The organism is Kiloniella majae (assembly GCF_002118315.1).
Taxonomy (GTDB): domain Bacteria; phylum Pseudomonadota; class Alphaproteobacteria; order Kiloniellales; family Kiloniellaceae; genus Kiloniella; species Kiloniella majae.
Map to the genome: position 1 here is coordinate 89628 of NZ_MTSZ01000007.1, position 15633 is coordinate 105260.

Annotated in this window: 10 protein-coding genes and 1 pseudogene; 7 read left to right on the top strand and 4 right to left on the bottom strand. The window is 47.9% G+C overall.

From position 1 onward, the window contains the following. Position 1: 1 nt before the first annotated feature. The 5 genes and pseudogenes from BKB51_RS17275 to BKB51_RS21325 all read left to right on the top strand — a co-directional run bounded on the left by BKB51_RS17275 (position 2) and on the right by BKB51_RS21325 (position 11283). Complete coding sequence (locus BKB51_RS17275) at positions 2 to 6586, top strand: two-partner secretion domain-containing protein (protein ID WP_085902371.1); 6585 nt, start codon at positions 2 to 4, stop codon at positions 6584 to 6586. A 9-nt stretch (positions 6587 to 6595) separates the two neighbouring features. After that, the gene (locus tag BKB51_RS17280) at positions 6596 to 6883 is read left to right on the top strand and encodes a hypothetical protein (protein ID WP_085902372.1); all 288 of its coding nucleotides are present in this window, start codon (positions 6596 to 6598) and stop codon (positions 6881 to 6883) included. A gap of 1265 nt (positions 6884 to 8148) precedes the next feature. Beyond that, on the top strand, positions 8149 to 10119 hold the full coding sequence (locus BKB51_RS17285) for a hemagglutinin repeat-containing protein (RefSeq protein WP_158090268.1): 1971 nt from the start codon (positions 8149 to 8151) through the stop codon (positions 10117 to 10119). Between the two features lie 57 nt (positions 10120 to 10176). Then, positions 10177 to 10641, top strand: a complete 465-nt coding sequence (locus tag BKB51_RS17290) for a hypothetical protein (RefSeq protein ID WP_085902374.1) — start codon at positions 10177 to 10179, stop codon at positions 10639 to 10641. Between the two features lie 79 nt (positions 10642 to 10720). Beyond that, positions 10721 to 11283 (top strand): annotated as a pseudogene (locus BKB51_RS21325) (hemagglutinin repeat-containing protein). Here the strand turns inward: BKB51_RS21325 and BKB51_RS20660 are convergent. The 3 genes from BKB51_RS20660 to BKB51_RS17310 form a co-directional block, all read right to left on the bottom strand. Beyond that, positions 11238 to 11597 carry a hypothetical protein gene (locus tag BKB51_RS20660; protein ID WP_125911867.1) on the bottom strand — a complete coding sequence of 120 codons (360 nt, stop codon included), beginning with the start codon at positions 11595 to 11597 and terminating at the stop codon, positions 11238 to 11240. The pseudogene BKB51_RS21325 and the gene BKB51_RS20660 sit on opposite strands and share 46 nt — an antisense overlap. A gap of 80 nt (positions 11598 to 11677) precedes the next feature. Then, positions 11678 to 12280 carry a membrane protein YczE gene (yczE, locus tag BKB51_RS17305; RefSeq protein WP_245813295.1) on the bottom strand — a complete coding sequence of 201 codons (603 nt, stop codon included), beginning with the start codon at positions 12278 to 12280 and terminating at the stop codon, positions 11678 to 11680. A gap of 162 nt (positions 12281 to 12442) precedes the next feature. Further along, positions 12443 to 13306 (bottom strand): radical SAM protein, encoded by an 864-nt coding sequence (locus BKB51_RS17310; protein WP_085902378.1) that lies wholly within the window; start codon positions 13304 to 13306, stop codon positions 12443 to 12445. 310 nt (positions 13307 to 13616) lie between these two features. Here BKB51_RS17310 and BKB51_RS17315 point away from each other — a divergent pair, with 310 nt between their 5' ends. Next, entirely contained in the window at positions 13617 to 13943 is a 327-nt protein-coding gene (locus BKB51_RS17315; RefSeq protein WP_085902379.1) for a hypothetical protein, read from the top strand. A gap of 62 nt (positions 13944 to 14005) precedes the next feature. On the opposite strand, the gene BKB51_RS17320 is transcribed toward BKB51_RS17315, so the two are convergent. Further along, entirely contained in the window at positions 14006 to 14509 is a 504-nt protein-coding gene (locus BKB51_RS17320) for a PAS domain-containing protein (RefSeq protein WP_085902380.1), read from the bottom strand. Positions 14510 to 14761: 252 nt separating this feature from the next. On the opposite strand from BKB51_RS17320, the gene BKB51_RS17325 reads away from it, so the two are divergent. After that, positions 14762 to 15610: a mechanosensitive ion channel family protein gene (locus tag BKB51_RS17325; protein ID WP_085902381.1), complete on the top strand. Its 849-nt coding sequence runs from the start codon at positions 14762 to 14764 to the stop codon at positions 15608 to 15610. Positions 15611 to 15633: the final 23 nt, after the last annotated feature.

A 15633-nucleotide genomic window follows, 5' to 3' on the forward strand; every position in this document is an offset into this window, starting at 1 on the left:
GATGAAAACGTTTTTGAAAAACACAACAGCAATTGTTTTAAGCTTTAACCTCGCTTTTGCGCCTGTTGTGTCCTCTTATGCCAATGGCATTAACGTTGATCCTGCCGCAGCCGCTGCTAATCAGGCCAATGTCACTAATGCACCCAATGGTGTGCCGCTTGTAAATATTGCTCGTCCGTCCGGTGCGGGGGTTTCCCATAACAAGTTTTTGGATTTTAACGTCACCAATCAGGGGGTAATCCTTAACAACAGTACGACGGTTGGCGTCTCTCAGCTTGGCGGCGCATTGAACAGCAACCCCAATCTGGCAGGAACTGCAGGGGCCCGATTGATCATTAACGAAGTGACGAGCGGTAATGCGTCGCTGTTAGAAGGCCATACCGAGGTTTTTGGTCGATCAGCAGAATATATTCTAGCCAATCCAAACGGTATTACCTGTAGCGGCTGTGGCTTCATCAATACCCCTCGCAGTACATTGACCACGGGAACACCTGTGTTTGCACCTGATGGTAATCTGCAATCCCTTTCTGTTGATGACGGTACGATCATCATCGGCGGGACAGGTCTTGATGCCAGCAATGTTGATTATTTCGATATTGTCAGCCGTTCCAGTGAAATAAATGCGGCGATTAACGCCAAAGAACTGAACATCACAGCCGGGCGCAATGATTATGACTACGCCACCCGTGCGGCCACAGCAAAGGCTGATGATGGTTCAACACAGCCCGCCTTTGCCATTGATTCCACGGCTTTGGGTGGCATGTATGCCAACCGGATTACCCTTGTTGGGACCGAGGCAGGCGTAGGTGTCAGAGCCGCCGGGGATATGGCTGCTACCGGTGGTGATCTTAGCCTGAGTGCCGATGGCACCATTAGCTTCGCCAAAGCGACGGCCAGCAATAATCTTACGGCCAATTCGGCAAACGGGGGCGTTACCCTGAATGGGAATGCTTATGGTGGCAATGGCCTTGATCTGCGTGCAGATAATGGCACCGTTACCTTTGGGACCAATACAACATCCGGGGCGCAAAACACAGTTTCTGTAAATGCAGAAAACGTGACACTTGAAGACAATGCTGCATTGGTTGCCGGGCTTGCTGCAGATGGCAAAACCACACAATCTGGAAACTTAACCGCAACCGTAACGGACACGCTTCATAGTCAAAAGGGGCTGATCGCCAGTGGCGGTGATATTACGCTGAATGCCGAAAATCTGAACAATGACGAAGGTGTTGTCCTTGCCATTGATAATATTATCGTACAGGGGGCTGCAGGGGGCAAAAGCCAAAGCGTCCTGAATCAGTCGGGAACGATTGAAAGTAACAAGGGCGATATCACAATCCAGACGGAAAACCTGACAAACAGGAAGAAGGTTTTCACGACAGGTAAAAAACGAATTTATTCTGCTGACTATGCTTTTAGCAATCAAAGTCATCCCGGCTGTAATTCCGTTCCCGGTGCGAAAATTTCAGCAGAGGCCTGTGGCTACTTTACAGGCAGAGATATAGCAAAGGTTCCCCACTGGGAGAAGGATAATTTTACTTCTTATTATAGTGGCGGCGGTGTACTCAAAACCTGGGTAAATGAGACTTATGTTGAGCAGGACTCAAACGCAAGTCTGATTTCGTCCGGGAGAGATTTAGCTGTTACTGCGACGACCTTACTTAATCACAATAGTGATATTGCGGCTGTTAATAATATTAACCTCAAAGGTACGTCTGATGATCCTAACATAGATGCAACTCTGACCAATGAGGGAACCAAACTGGTTCGCGAGTATACAGTCGAAGCTAAATTCAAAAATACAACTCGTTGTTACGGAGGGGTCTGCGCCTGGTTTGGTGATGGCGGGGGGAGGGCGACCATTGAAACGAATGAAATCTCTTCAGTCAATTCCAGCATTATGGCGGGAGGGACTGTATCTATTGATTTCGAAGATGAAATTAACAACGCAACAATTGTTGCGACCATTGACACTACCAACATCAAACGCAAGAACTATATCAATGAAATCGGAGGTGTAACCTCTACACCCGGCGGTGATGTACCCCTGCTTGATATTGCCAGCCTTGGTGATCCCGGCCCTCTCCTTGTCAAAAACCCTGACCCGACCGCCCCCGGACCGATCATTGAATCCCGCTTTGAATTTGCCGACCTTGGTACTTTCTTTGGATCTGACTATTTCCTCGAAGGTAATGGGTTAACACCGGGTGATGCCCGTTACGAAGACTTGCCGCGTCGTTTGGGCGATGCTTTTCTGGATACCCGTCTGGTCCGTGACGCCATCATTCGTAAAACCGGGGAACGCTTTTTGAATCCTGCCGTGCAGGATGACATTGCCCAAATGAAAACTCTGCTCGACAACGGTATCGCAGAGGGCAGCGATCTCGAACTCTCTGTTGGTGTCGAACTCACCAAAGAACAGATTGCGGCGCTTACCAACGATATTGTTTGGTATGTCACAGAAATCTTCAAAGGACAGGAAGTTCTGGTTCCGCGCCTCTATCTTGCGCAAAATAGCCGTAGCAAGCTCTTGCCCAAAGGGGCGATTATTGCCTCGACAGACCTGAACCTGATTTCACGCGAAGGATCTATCCGCAATAGTGGCAATCTGGATGTAGAAAATGATCTGAATCTGACCGCTGAAGAAGACGTGATCAACAGCAGTGGATCAATCCGCGCAGGCAACAATGTTCGTCTGGTTGCCCAAAGCGGTAATGTCATTAATGAAACCGCGACCTATGAACTGCGTACCGATGGCACCGATGTTCAGACTGTTCGCAATGCTCGGGGTGAGATTTTTGCGGGGGGAACACTGGATGTTGTTGCAGATAGCGACATCATCGTTCGTGGTGCAGATGTCGCCGCTGTTGGCGACACCACCCTTACTGCTGGAAATGATGTGCAGATTGGTTCTATCGAACTGCGGGATAAAAAGCATCATACCCACAAGGCTGGCTATACCAACATCGACAGCACAACCAACGTGGGCTCGACTGTCCTTACCGATGGTAATCTGGTTATTACCACTGGCAAGGATACCACGGTTACAGGATCTGCTCTTGCAGCTGGGCAAGACCTTACCATCCGCGCGGGCGATAATATCAATATCGTCTCGGCACAGGACCAGCGTACTTATGACTACAAGCTGAAAAAGAAAACCTTTGGCGGCTCGTCTTCTCGCGAAGGCAACGGCCTGAAAATTACGCAACAGGCCTCTGCCGTTGGCGCGGGCAATGATCTTGTTCTGGATGCTGGAAACAATGTTGTCGTGAGTGCATCTAACCTTAGTGCAGACAATGATGCTTCAATCAAAGCAGGCCAGGATATTTCAATTTTACCTGCGCAGGAATACAGCCGGGATAACCATCAATACAGCAAAAAATCAGGTGGTTCTCTGGGGATTGGGAAAGCTCTGGATCATCGGGAAGAGCATCAGACCTTTGAACAGTCCACGATTACCGCCAAGAATGATCTGGATCTTCAGGCTGATCGCAACATATCAATTGTCGCTTCAGATTTAAAATCAGGAAATGACCTGACAGTTGATGCCGGGCAAGAGCTTTATATTGCTTCTGTGACCGAAAAGCACAACATTCACCATGAAGAATCAAAAACGGGTCCTCTTGGTGGTGTTCTCGGAGGATCAACATCTTTAACCCGAATTGAACAAAATACGACTGTTCTTGAAACAGAAGTAACCAGTCTGAATGATCTGACCACCAAATCGGGTGATGACACAACAATCAAAGCCAGCTCTCTCGACGCAGGTGGTGATCTTAAAATATCTGTCGGTGTTGGCCCCTTTGCCAATCCTGATGCCAAGCTTAATCTTCTGAGTGAAAAAGAACGCGATTATCTGTCCGTGCAGGAATTTGATGGCGGTGTTCTGAAATGGACGATGAAAGAGTATGGCCACGAACGTGAAACAGTTCGTCATGCTTTACTGCATTCCAAAGGAGACTTTGTCATCGAATCTCCGGGCGGAGTTGTGGTTGATTTCCGCAGTACAGGAGATTTTCAAAAGGACATTGCGCAGCTAAAAAATGCGCCGGGCCTTGAATACCTGGGTGCATTGACTGAGCGCAATGATGTAAACTGGGTTGCCGTTGAAGAAGTTTACAGGGAATGGAGCCGAAAAGAATCAGGTCTTGGTGGCGGGGCCATGGCAATCCTTGCGATTGTTACGGCTATCGCAACCTATGGCGCTGGCTCATCCCTTGCTGCGTCAATGCTGGGATTACAAACGGTCACTGGTACAGCAGCTGCCGGGGCGGTTACGACAACACTCACAGGTGGTGTTGTTGTCTCGGGAACAGTATCTACGGCACAGCTCGCATTTATTTCAGCGATTAATGCCGGAATAACGTCTTTAGCGACCACCACCACAACGTCCCTTGCCAATAGTGCGGTATCTGGTGACATCGGGGAAGCGTTTAAAGATATTATTTCGAGCGATAACCTGCGTTCATTGGCGGTGAGTATTGTCACCGCGGGCTTGACCCAAGGTGTCGCGGGTGGATTAGATATTGATGCCGGCAAGGCCAGTACGCTAACAGACAAGATTGCCTATCAGTCCGTGAGAACACTTGTCTCGACTGCGGCCCAATCCACCATTGGCGGACAGGATCTTGACGAAGCGCTGAAAGCCAATCTGGTTTCTTCTGCTGTCAACATCTCGTCTTCCATTGCTTTCAAGGCAATTGGCGATATTTCTGCCAAAGACAATCTTAATCTGGAAGAAGGCGATATTCGCAAGGTTCTGTTGCACGCCACGGCGGGCTGTGCAATCGGTCAGGCTGCCAGCAAGAACTGTATGGCTGGTGCCATTGGCGCGGGTCTGCAGGAACTGGTTGGCGGTGCCCTTGATGAATTTTCAGATGATCCGAATCTTCGTATTCGACTTGCAGGCCTGGCCGGGGCGCTTGCCACCGCACTTGTCGGTGGAGATGAAGACGCGATCAATATGGCCAATGACATCGCCCAGTTTGCCAGCACCTATAACCGTCAACTTCATACAGATGAAATACAGGCCCTTGATGCCAAGGCAGAAGAATTGGCTGCCAATAGCGATAAAACAGCTGATGAGTGGCGTCAGATATTGGGGCAAGAAGCCTTACGTCAAGTTGATGCGCAAAAGGCAAGAGAACTGGAAGCCAACCCAGAGGCTTTGGCAATACTGCAAAGCATAACGGGGCATGGGAATGGCTTTGTCGATATTTTAGGTAATCAAATAAAATTCCTGAGCGAAGACAATCAGTTTAATAACCCGTCTTTATACGCAAGCAAGATCTATGAAAACAGATCGTTTTATGACGTTGTTCTAAATGATTTTGCTCCAGAAGGATATGAAAACCTTCAAGGCGTTTTACCGGGATCGACTCTAGCGATCGCCAGTGTTCTAGAGAATGAAAAATACTATTACATCACAGGCGGTGTCTTGGGATCTGTTTCTCCTGACCAACCGGAAGAACAACAGATTCCCAGAACACTTGAACTCCTGAAAACTGCAGAAAGTCTTTATCAGGTTCGCCAGGAAATTCAGGCAGAAAAAGTTCGCCTGCAAGGTCTTGTTGATTCTGGAAACTTAACCGCGTCTGAAACGACCCAAACTCAGGCACAACTTGCCTCTTTGTTCATCTTGCAGGATGGTCTGGACAGCACATCAGGTTCTATCAGTAGTGGCTTGAATAACCTTGCTTTGAGTGGCGCGAACAAGGCCCGTGGGCGCTTTATTGCGGACAATGCGAAGGCGCTTGGGGCATTACTTTATGATTCAGCACTCCAGATTGTTGGTGATGATGACGCAACACTCCGCAATCAAAAGCGTGTAGAGGGGCTTGCCTATCTGGTTACCCATATGGATGAGTTGCCGGGCGAGCTTAAGGAAAGCCTGAAACAATCCGTTTCAGAAGCAAACGCGCGTTTTGAAGCTGGAGACTACGAAAGTGGCGGCGAGATCCTTGGTGAATTGCAAGCCAACATCTACAGCACCGCAGGGGGAGCCGGAGGCCTGGCCACCCTTGGCGCCGCAGGAGGTGCCAAAGCCGTAAAAGCCATTAAATCTGTTGATAACTGGGCTAAAGGTGGTAGGAGTAATACAAATAGAATAGGGGCCAATCTGCCGCAGAGTACAATTGATGATTTGGTTACGAGAAAGGCGAACGGCGAGACATTACCAGATCCGTCAACCTACATGTCTCAGGCGGATATTAATGCCCACTTGGCGCAATTTGACGGCGGTGCAGTGAGATTTACGACACGAGAAAACCTTGAAACATATGGAACTGCAGGTGGAGGGGATGCATTTGTGATGCCGAAGTCCCAGTTTGATCAAATCGTTTCTGAGGCTGGTGGAAAGATGGGAATAGTCGAGCAAAGGTTAGGGCTAGACACAGGTACACTTTCAAACGGAGATGCAGTTGCGCTTTATGTTCCTGCGCAGAACCTTAATGGAATAAGAGTTCCAAGTGGAAACGAGAGCGGAGCCAATAATCAATGGTTGCCAGGTGGATTTACATCGGGTGGAACTGCTGAAGCTATAGTTGATTTAAGAAACGCTCCAATTATTGAAATTGAGTTTTAGGAGATCGTTATGAAACTTAAACCGTTGAAGATTGATACTTCGAAAAGGGATAGGCATTTGGAGTTAAGGGGCGACGAGTATTATTTTTGCAACGCAAAAGGAAATGAAGATGAACTTTTGGGAATGCATTGCAAAGCTTTTCTCTCGGATGGCAAGTATTTCTTTCAATTCGACAGTGGGCATTTTATGACGAAATTTGTCAACGCTGAGATGGCAGAAGAAGACTTTATGATGCTGCGAAGTGGCAAAATCTCTTTCGATAAGATTCACAAGAAATATGCTAAATCGGCAAATTGAGTAGCTGATCACTGTTCCAACTGGCTCAGTTGCAAAAATTATAGAAGCCTCTTTTGTCAACAAAATGATCAGTTCGATCCTAAACAAGTTTCGGCTTCGCGTGAGCACGGTCCAGTTGTGTAAAGAATGAACGTAGAGCATATGGCGTGTGGGCGTGCGCCTATTGGAAACGATGGGCGCTCAACATGTCAGCACCTATAACAGACAGCTTCATACGGACGAAATACAGGCTCTTGATACCAAAGCAGAAGAGCTAGCTGCCAATAGCGATAAAACAGCTGATGAGTGGCGTCAGATATTGGGGCAAGAAGCCTTACGTCAAGTTGATGCGCAAAAGGCAAGAGAACTGGAAGCCAACCCAGAGGCTTTGGCAATACTGCAAAGCATAACGGGGCATGGGAATGGCTTTGTCGATATTTTAGGTAATCAAATAAAATTCCTGAGCGAAGACAATCAGTTTAATAACCCGTCTTTATACGCAAGCAAGATCTATGAAAACAGATCGTTTTATGACGTTGTTCTAAATGATTTTGCTCCAGAAGGATATGAAAACCTTCAAGGCGTTTTACCGGGATCGACTCTAGCGATCGCCAGTGTTCTAGAGAATGAAAAATACTATTACATCACAGGCGGTGTCTTGGGATCTGTTTCTCCTGACCAACCGGAAGAACAACAGATTCCCAGAACACTTGAACTCCTGAAAACTGCAGAAAGTCTTTATCAGGTTCGCCAGGAAATTCAGGCAGAAAAAGTTCGCCTGCAAGGTCTTGTTGATTCTGGAAACTTAACCGCGTCTGAAACGACCCAAACTCAGGCACAACTTGCCTCTTTGTTCATCTTGCAGGATGGTCTGGACAGCACATCAGGTTCTATCAGTAGTGGCTTGAATAACCTTGCTTTGAGTGGCGCGAACAAGGCCCGTGGGCGCTTTATTGCGGACAATGCGAAGGCGCTTGGGGCATTACTTTATGATTCAGCACTCCAGATTGTTGGTGATGATGACGCAACACTCCGCAATCAAAAGCGTGTAGAGGGGCTTGCCTATCTGGTTACCCATATGGATGAGTTGCCGGGCGAGCTTAAGGAAAGCCTGAAACAATCCGTTTCAGAAGCAAACGCGCGTTTTGAAGCTGGAGACTACGAAAGTGGCGGCGAGATCCTTGGTGAATTGCAAGCCAACATCTACAGCACCGCAGGAGGGACTGGAGGTCTGGTTGCACTCGGAGCCACAGGTGGTGCCAAAGCCGTAAAAGCCATCAAATCTGTTGATAGACGCGGGGGACGACATTACCCTTACTGCTGCGCAAAGTACCTACGCATTGGATCACGAGAGCAGCAGCAAGTCGGCCTCTGCCGGGGTTTCTGTGGGTATCGGGATTACAGGTACCCCAACAGTTTCGGCCAATGCGTCTGTCTCTGCCAATGCATCGGACCGCAATGTCGATAGTCTGACCCACACGAACACGCGTATTCTTGCCGGAAACGACGTCACCCTGAAATCCGGGGATGACACCACTTTGAAAGGCGCACAAGTTCAGGCCAACGGGTCAATTGATGCTGATGTTGGCGGTGATCTGACAGTGGCTTCTGTGCAGGACACCAGCCGGATTGATGGTAAAAGCAAAGGGGGTTCTATTGGTCTGAGTGTTGGGCTTGATGGCAGTGGCGATCCAAGCAGTGATACTCCATCTGCCGGAGGTACGGCCCTGAACGGCTCAGTCTCCTACGGCAAGGAAAAAGGCCGGAAGGCGTGGGTCGAAGAACAGTCGGGCCTGATTGCCAAAGGCGATGTTGATGTCACCGTTGGCGGTCATACCCAGCTTGATGGGGCGGTCATTGCCTCGACCGAGGGTGATGTTGCACTAGATACAGAGACTTTCGACTACACCGACATTCAGGACTATGACAACTATAAAAACGTCAATGGCTCGATCTCCGGGTCTATCGGTATTGGTGGAGATGATAGCACGGACACCAGTACCCCGGACTTGCTAGATCAGATCGCCGCCCTCCCCACCATTGAAGGCTCTTACGAAGCGTCAGAAAAAGAACAAATCACCCGCGCCACCGTCGCGGCCCCGAACGGTGATGCCACAATCACCATCCGTGCCAATCCGGGCCAAGGTATCGAAGGCCTGAACAATGCCCTCGAAAAAGCGCAGGAAATCACCAAAGACAAAAAAACCAAGGTAAAGGTTTATGTCAGTGGGGAAAGCCTGGCGGAAGTTGTTAGCGGGTTTCAGGGTACTCAAAACCTTATCAACAGCATTGGAGAAAGTTTACAGGCCGTTAAAGACGTTTTGCTACCTGAAAACAAAGATGACTTTATAAACTCGATCCCCGAACCGGGTTCCGGAGATGAAATAGGTACTGTACCGCAGTCAGGGGAAGATGCACTGAGGCAAGTTGTAATTGCGGCGGGATCAATCTCTGAAGATGAAGCTATTGGTGCGCTTAAACACTATCAACTACTACTTGTTATGGGCGTTGCTCCTGAAGATGCTTGGGGACAAACAATTGAACTCGTTGCCAATGGTATTGCACCGTCAATTACGACAACAGATAACGGTGATGCAGAAATCATCCTTGCAAACAGTCGGGGAGGAAGGCCCCGTTCAGGTCGGAATGCTCTAACACCTGCTCAGCAAGCTCAAAGTAGTGTTAACCAGATTCAAATCCGTTCATTAGAAACCCAGATCACGGCAATTACAGGGCGAAGTGGTTATTCCGTCTTACGCGACCCCCATGCGCCGTACACAAATCAAGAAGTTCGATTTGTCGAAGGGACTTTGAGGCAGGTTCAATCAGTTCAGCGTCTGCAAAATGAACTGATGGTACGAGATCCAAGTTTTCAGCCAAATCAAATTAATGTAGCTAGTGCGAGACACGATGCGCGAGCATTAACTCGAGAATTATTCAATGGTACGAATTCGAAAATTTCACAACGGCAGAACCGTCATATTAAGGGACGCCCCGAGTGGGTGAAAGAAGGTCAGAAAGGATATTTCGATAATATCAACCAAGCTCAAATTGTTCTAAATGCCGCTCGTAATGGAAATGTTGAATTTCTTGGAAGCAATAGTCAGGGGCAGCCTGTAGTTCGCTTTAATGGGGTTACCGGTTATAATAATAACCTTGGATCCGGCTTTTTTAATCAGCCAACGAATGTGTTTGTCATAAAAGGAACTACAACAGTAAGTATATTTCCTACTAGTCCATCTTGGGTAAGAAAATAGCTCGTCTTGTTAATGTTATTATGAATGACCCTGTAAACATATAAGGTAAGGTGAGTTATGATCATCAACCGTGATAATTGTGAAATTGGTAATAAAGCAATGTCTTGGGTGTTATTGCTTTATTACCATTTAATCATAGAAAATGGCTTTACGAACGACCAGAACGTTTATATCGACCCTGATGAGTTTAATGGTTACGACTTTTTGGATGTCAAAGTTGATGATGATTTAGAAATTGATCAAAGCCTCATTCGTGAAGGAGCCATAATCTATTTATTGTGTGATTTAACAGATCAGATAATTGATTATGAAGAAGATTTCATTCATCATCCTTTAGCAAAAAAAGTTATAGAAGCATATGAGAACCAAAGATTATCTGCCATCCCTGAAACATTAGAATTATTTACGTATTTAAATGTCTCAGATGGAAACATTAATTATGAAGCATATCGCAAATGCTTATCAAGGATATATGATTGTTACGTACTCTCCAGATTTAAGCAGTTAGTACAAAAATCATAATTGAAAATTCTCCCTTTTCTATGTAAACGGCACGATTTCACTGGGTGTTTCCTCCTCCAAAGAAAAAACCTCTGAATCCATTGCTTCAGCCCGTGTTGCCCAGGTACAAGCCGGGCGTGATGTAACGGTCACTGCCGGTGAAGACATTACAGGCGAAGGGCTTCAGGTCACAGCAGGTCGTGATGTCACGTTAGACGCCGGGGACGACATTACGCTTACCGCCGCGCAAAGTACCTATGCACTTGATCACGAAAGTAGTAGCAAGTCAGCCTCTGTTGGGGCCTCTGTGGGTATCGGGATTACGGGGACCCCAACAGTTTCAGCCAATGGGTCTATCTCTGCCAATGCATCGGACCGCAATGTCGATAGCCTGACGCATACCAATAGCCGTATTTTGGCCGGGAATGATGTCACCCTGAATCCGTGGATGACACCACACTCAAAGGCGCACAAGTTCAGGCCAACGGGTCAATTGATGCTGATGTTGGCGGTGATCTGACAGTGGCTTCTGTGCAGGACACCAGCCGTATTGACGGGGGCAGCAAGGGCGGTTCCATTGGCCTGAGCTACGCTGTCTTAGCCATCTTGGCACTTAGCTATCCACAGAATTCTGAGATGTTTTCGGGCTTCATCCATCCGTAAATTCCGCTAGTCCAAACCTCTTCTTGAGTAATATCGTGTCGTACCCAGATCCAATTATTTGTTTGCTGTGGCGCCAATTCTTGGGCGGGATATAACACAATATCGCCCAGTGGAATTTCCCGGATTATTTCTGATGTCTCATTGGGGGCATGATAGAGATTGGCGTTTTCTGCTTCGGCTTTATTGGCTATGACCTTACAGCCAACCGTCGCATGTGTTGGCGATGTGATGGCCAAAAAGACACTAATACTCGCCGCAAAACGAAGGGGGTGTGCTTTGAATATACTCTCATATGGTTTTGGAGCGGTCATCATTCCATTCACATATAAGTGGTGGAGCAAGCAGTCATCGATTTACCTCGGTTGGCGAGAGTGTAATCGGATCGTAGATTAGTTTAGCTTTCCCCACCAAACACCTTATCCAGAATAAACAGGCTACACGCCACCGAAGGGCCTATCAAAACGGCGAATAGTACGGTGCCGAGGCCGACGACACCGCCGAGGGACCATCCGGCGATGACGGCCGTTAACTCTATACCGCTTCTGATCCAAGCGATTGGAAGGTTGGTTTGTTGCTGCAACCCGGTCATCAGGCCGTCTCTTGGGCCGGGGCCTAAATTGGCGATGAGGTAAATACCACTGCCCAAGCCTGTTACCAGAATGCCCAGAATGGTGAGTAAGATCTGGGATATATAAGCGTCAGGTGTCGGTATGTAGGGCAGGACGAATTCCAGAACGAGGGCGATAATAATGGCGTTCAGGATGGTGCCGATACCGGGGACCTGTTTGAGCGGCCACCAGAGGATCAGCACGGTTATGCTGACGATAAAGGTCGATAGACCAATGCTCCAGCCCGCCTGTTGGCTGACACCCTGTGCAAGGACGGTCCAGGGGCTTACACCTGTTCCCGCAGCGATCAGGAGGGCTTCGCCAAGACCAAATATTGTCAGGCCGACAACCAGCAAGATCACGGTGACAAGGTCAGGTCGCAAATTCAATGGCTTTGGCGAACTCCATGACAGGGTGGGGACACCCTTGACGGAGAGGAAGGAGAGGCGGGGAAAATTTTTCATGAAAGCTTTAGTACCACAAATTACGCATATAGAGATTTTGCATCATAGATCCGTTTATCATGAGCCTGTTATCACGGCTTCTTTTTATCATAGGCCGCGCATAAAGGGAGAGCGACGCAAGTGGGTTTGCTCTTTTGCCGCAGTAATAATGTCCAATAGCTTGTTCCTGTCTCTGGGCAGATTGCCCGCCAGTGGCAAACAGTTTGATGCATGGTTGGATCGAAAAATAACCGGCTTTGGCGGGTCCAGAAGCTTGAGCAGTTGTTCTTGTTCCACAAGGATGGCGTCATCATCCTGAAATTCAAACCCTGCGTCCTGCTCTGCCATGAATTCATCAATGGCGGCTTCATCAAGGGTGAGTTGCAGGGTCGAGAGATAGGTTGGCGGATGGTCGTTGATCAGTTGTGCTGTGCTCGCAATATGCTCTTCCCAGCCTGCTTGTCCTGCGAGCCCGAGGATCACCGTGGCGGATACTTTCAAGCCAGCCGCGTTGGCATTGTCCAGTGCCATGCCATGGGTCTTGTGCGAGGCACCTTTGATCACGCGCTTGAGGACCTGTGTCGAGCCTGATTCTATGCCCATGTATACGAGGCTGAGCTTCATGGCTTGCAGTTCGCGTAACTCATCAACAGATTTGTCGATCAGGTTTTTCGGCGTTGCATAGGCTGATACGCGAGTCAGTTCGGGGAAAGTTTCGTGGAGCTTGATTAAAATCGCGCGCAGATTGTCCATCGACAGGGTCAGGGCATCGCCATCGGCAAGGAAGATACGATTTGCCGTGGGCCACTCCTGCGCCGCTTGATCAATATCTGCGAAGACCTGATCCAGTGGTCTGGCCCGGTATGTTTTGGTCTTGTACATGGAACAAAAGGTGCAGTAATTCGCAGAGCACCCAAGCGTTGCCTGTATGATCAGGTTGTTCCCTTCACTCGGAGGGCGATAGAGCGGCATATCGTAATAGATGGTTCTTCCTCCAAGGTGTGGGCGTTAAAGGTCAGGCCCGAAAGGTCTAAAAGTAAGGGATAACTAGGCCGTGTACGCTAAAGGCGTGGAGCATAGCAAAGCGGGTGTTCTCCGACAAATTCTACTTTATGATCGGCTTGATCAAGTTTGTTGATGCTTATAGGGGGATGTTTAAATTCACTCGAATTCAGTAGATTGGCGATATTGCCTCTATAAACAAGGTTGGCGTGATACTATATTGAATTGTGATTGGCCGATTTTAATTAACTACAGTACTTCAATAATCAGCAGTTAAGTGATGAGTGATACTTCGAATTCTTACAGCAATTCACCCAATAGCAACTCACCTTCTCGTAATTCTCAGGTGTTTATTACGACATCGGTCGATAAGCTCTACCGCTCTGATGCTTTTCAACAAGGCTATGAGGATTATCGTCGTGGCTTGCCGTTTGATTATCCCAGACGTTGTAAGGGGCCAAACCCGAGCCTTAAAAGTGCGGAGCTTGCCTATGAAACTGGCCGGCAATTTGCGGCTTGGTTGGGGCCTAATTTTTATCGTTCTAACCTGATCTGTCTACGATCCAAGTTTTCCGAGGCGATAAAGTCCAAAAGCATTATTTTATAGACCAGAAGTCTTGGTTTATAGACGTGCGCTTCATTGTTCTGTCCAGATATTAACGGTAGACCTTACTTGGAAGGCCCTCTCTGTATACTGTACAGCATGACCATATTCACCTTCTCTCCATCCGGGGATAAGGGCACAAATATTGTTTCGTCACCAACGATGATACCGTTCGCATTAGGTATATCCAGATCGTCGAAGACGATGCCCTGATTCAGAATTGCATGTCTGTAATTTTCCCAGGTATCTTCCCAGGTTGTTGCATGGAAATGTTCTTTGACACGATCACCTGTGGGGTCTTTTCCCCGAACAGCAACTTCGTTTGTGCCGACCAGCCGATAGGTCAGATCCAAAGTCTCTGTGTCGACATCGACCAGTGTTATGCCGGGTAAAAATTCAACCATCTCGATAGGATCAAAATCGCTTCGGGCGGGGATGGTGTCATCTTTGCACTTTGATTTCCACATTTGATAAAATGCAGCAATGCGCGGGTCACATTGATCCTGAAAGCTTTCATCAAAACCCCCGCCACCCAAATTTGGGCTATAAAACTTTTTAGGTTTTGCCATTAAAAACGACTTTCCAATATGAAACCAACGTGTGACGGGCAAATATCAAATCAATGGGTAACGGGGGTAAAGTGTAATTCCCGAACAAGAGCATGCTGGAAAGAAGTTAAATATGTATTCAAAAAACCAAACAATTTTTGTGGAATGCTGATTAACTGTTGATGCTGTCCTCACTTCACGCTTTGATGGGGGGCAAAGAATTTAAGACCGTGAATAGGTAACGGTCAGATAATATTTGGTGATTGTTAGACAATGGATGAAGAACTCAAAACAGCAGAAGCCTTGATTGATAAAGGAATTGAATTCGGGGTGGCCTATGGCTTTCAGATAGTTGGGGCAATCATTGTCCTGATTATCGGTCTGAAAATTGCGGGCTGGATCGGTGGCAAGGTCACGGGGCTTTGCCTGCGCAAAGAGTTTGATCAGACGCTGTCAGGGTTTATCGGGAATATTGTCAAAGTCGTTCTGGTGGCCTTTGTTATCATCATTACCTTGGGCAATTTCGGGATCAGTACAGCCCCGCTTATTGCGCTGGCCGGTGCAGGGGCTTTTGGCGCGACTTTGGCGATACAGGGACCTTTGTCCAACTATGGCGCAGGGCTTTCTATTATTCTTACGCGGCCCTTTACCATCGGGGATACCATTATCGTCAAGGGTGGTAGCGGCGTCGTGCACGAGGTCAAGTTGGCCTATACCCAGTTGATTGGTGAGGACAAAGAACTCATTACGATCCCGAACAAGCGGATTGTCGGCGAAGTCATTACCAATTCACATAGCAACCGGATTGTGGAAACCCGTATTCCTCTTGCCGGATCCGTAGATGCAGACCGCGCTATCGATGTTTTGCGGCATGTTCTGGAGGGGGATGATCTGGTGCCAAGTGACCCCCGTGCCCAGATCGGCGTGCATGATTTTACCTATGGCGGTGTTGTCATCGGCCTGCGCTATTGGGTGCCAAGCCAACGCTATTATCAAGAACGGTACCGGGTAAATACGGCCCTGTTGAGCGCGCTTAAGGCCGAAAAGATAGAGTTACTTTCAGGCGGCGGTACAGCAATCGCATTGACCGATACGACGGCTGATTTTGAAGAGATATCCTAGAATTCGCCTTTCAAGAATACTGT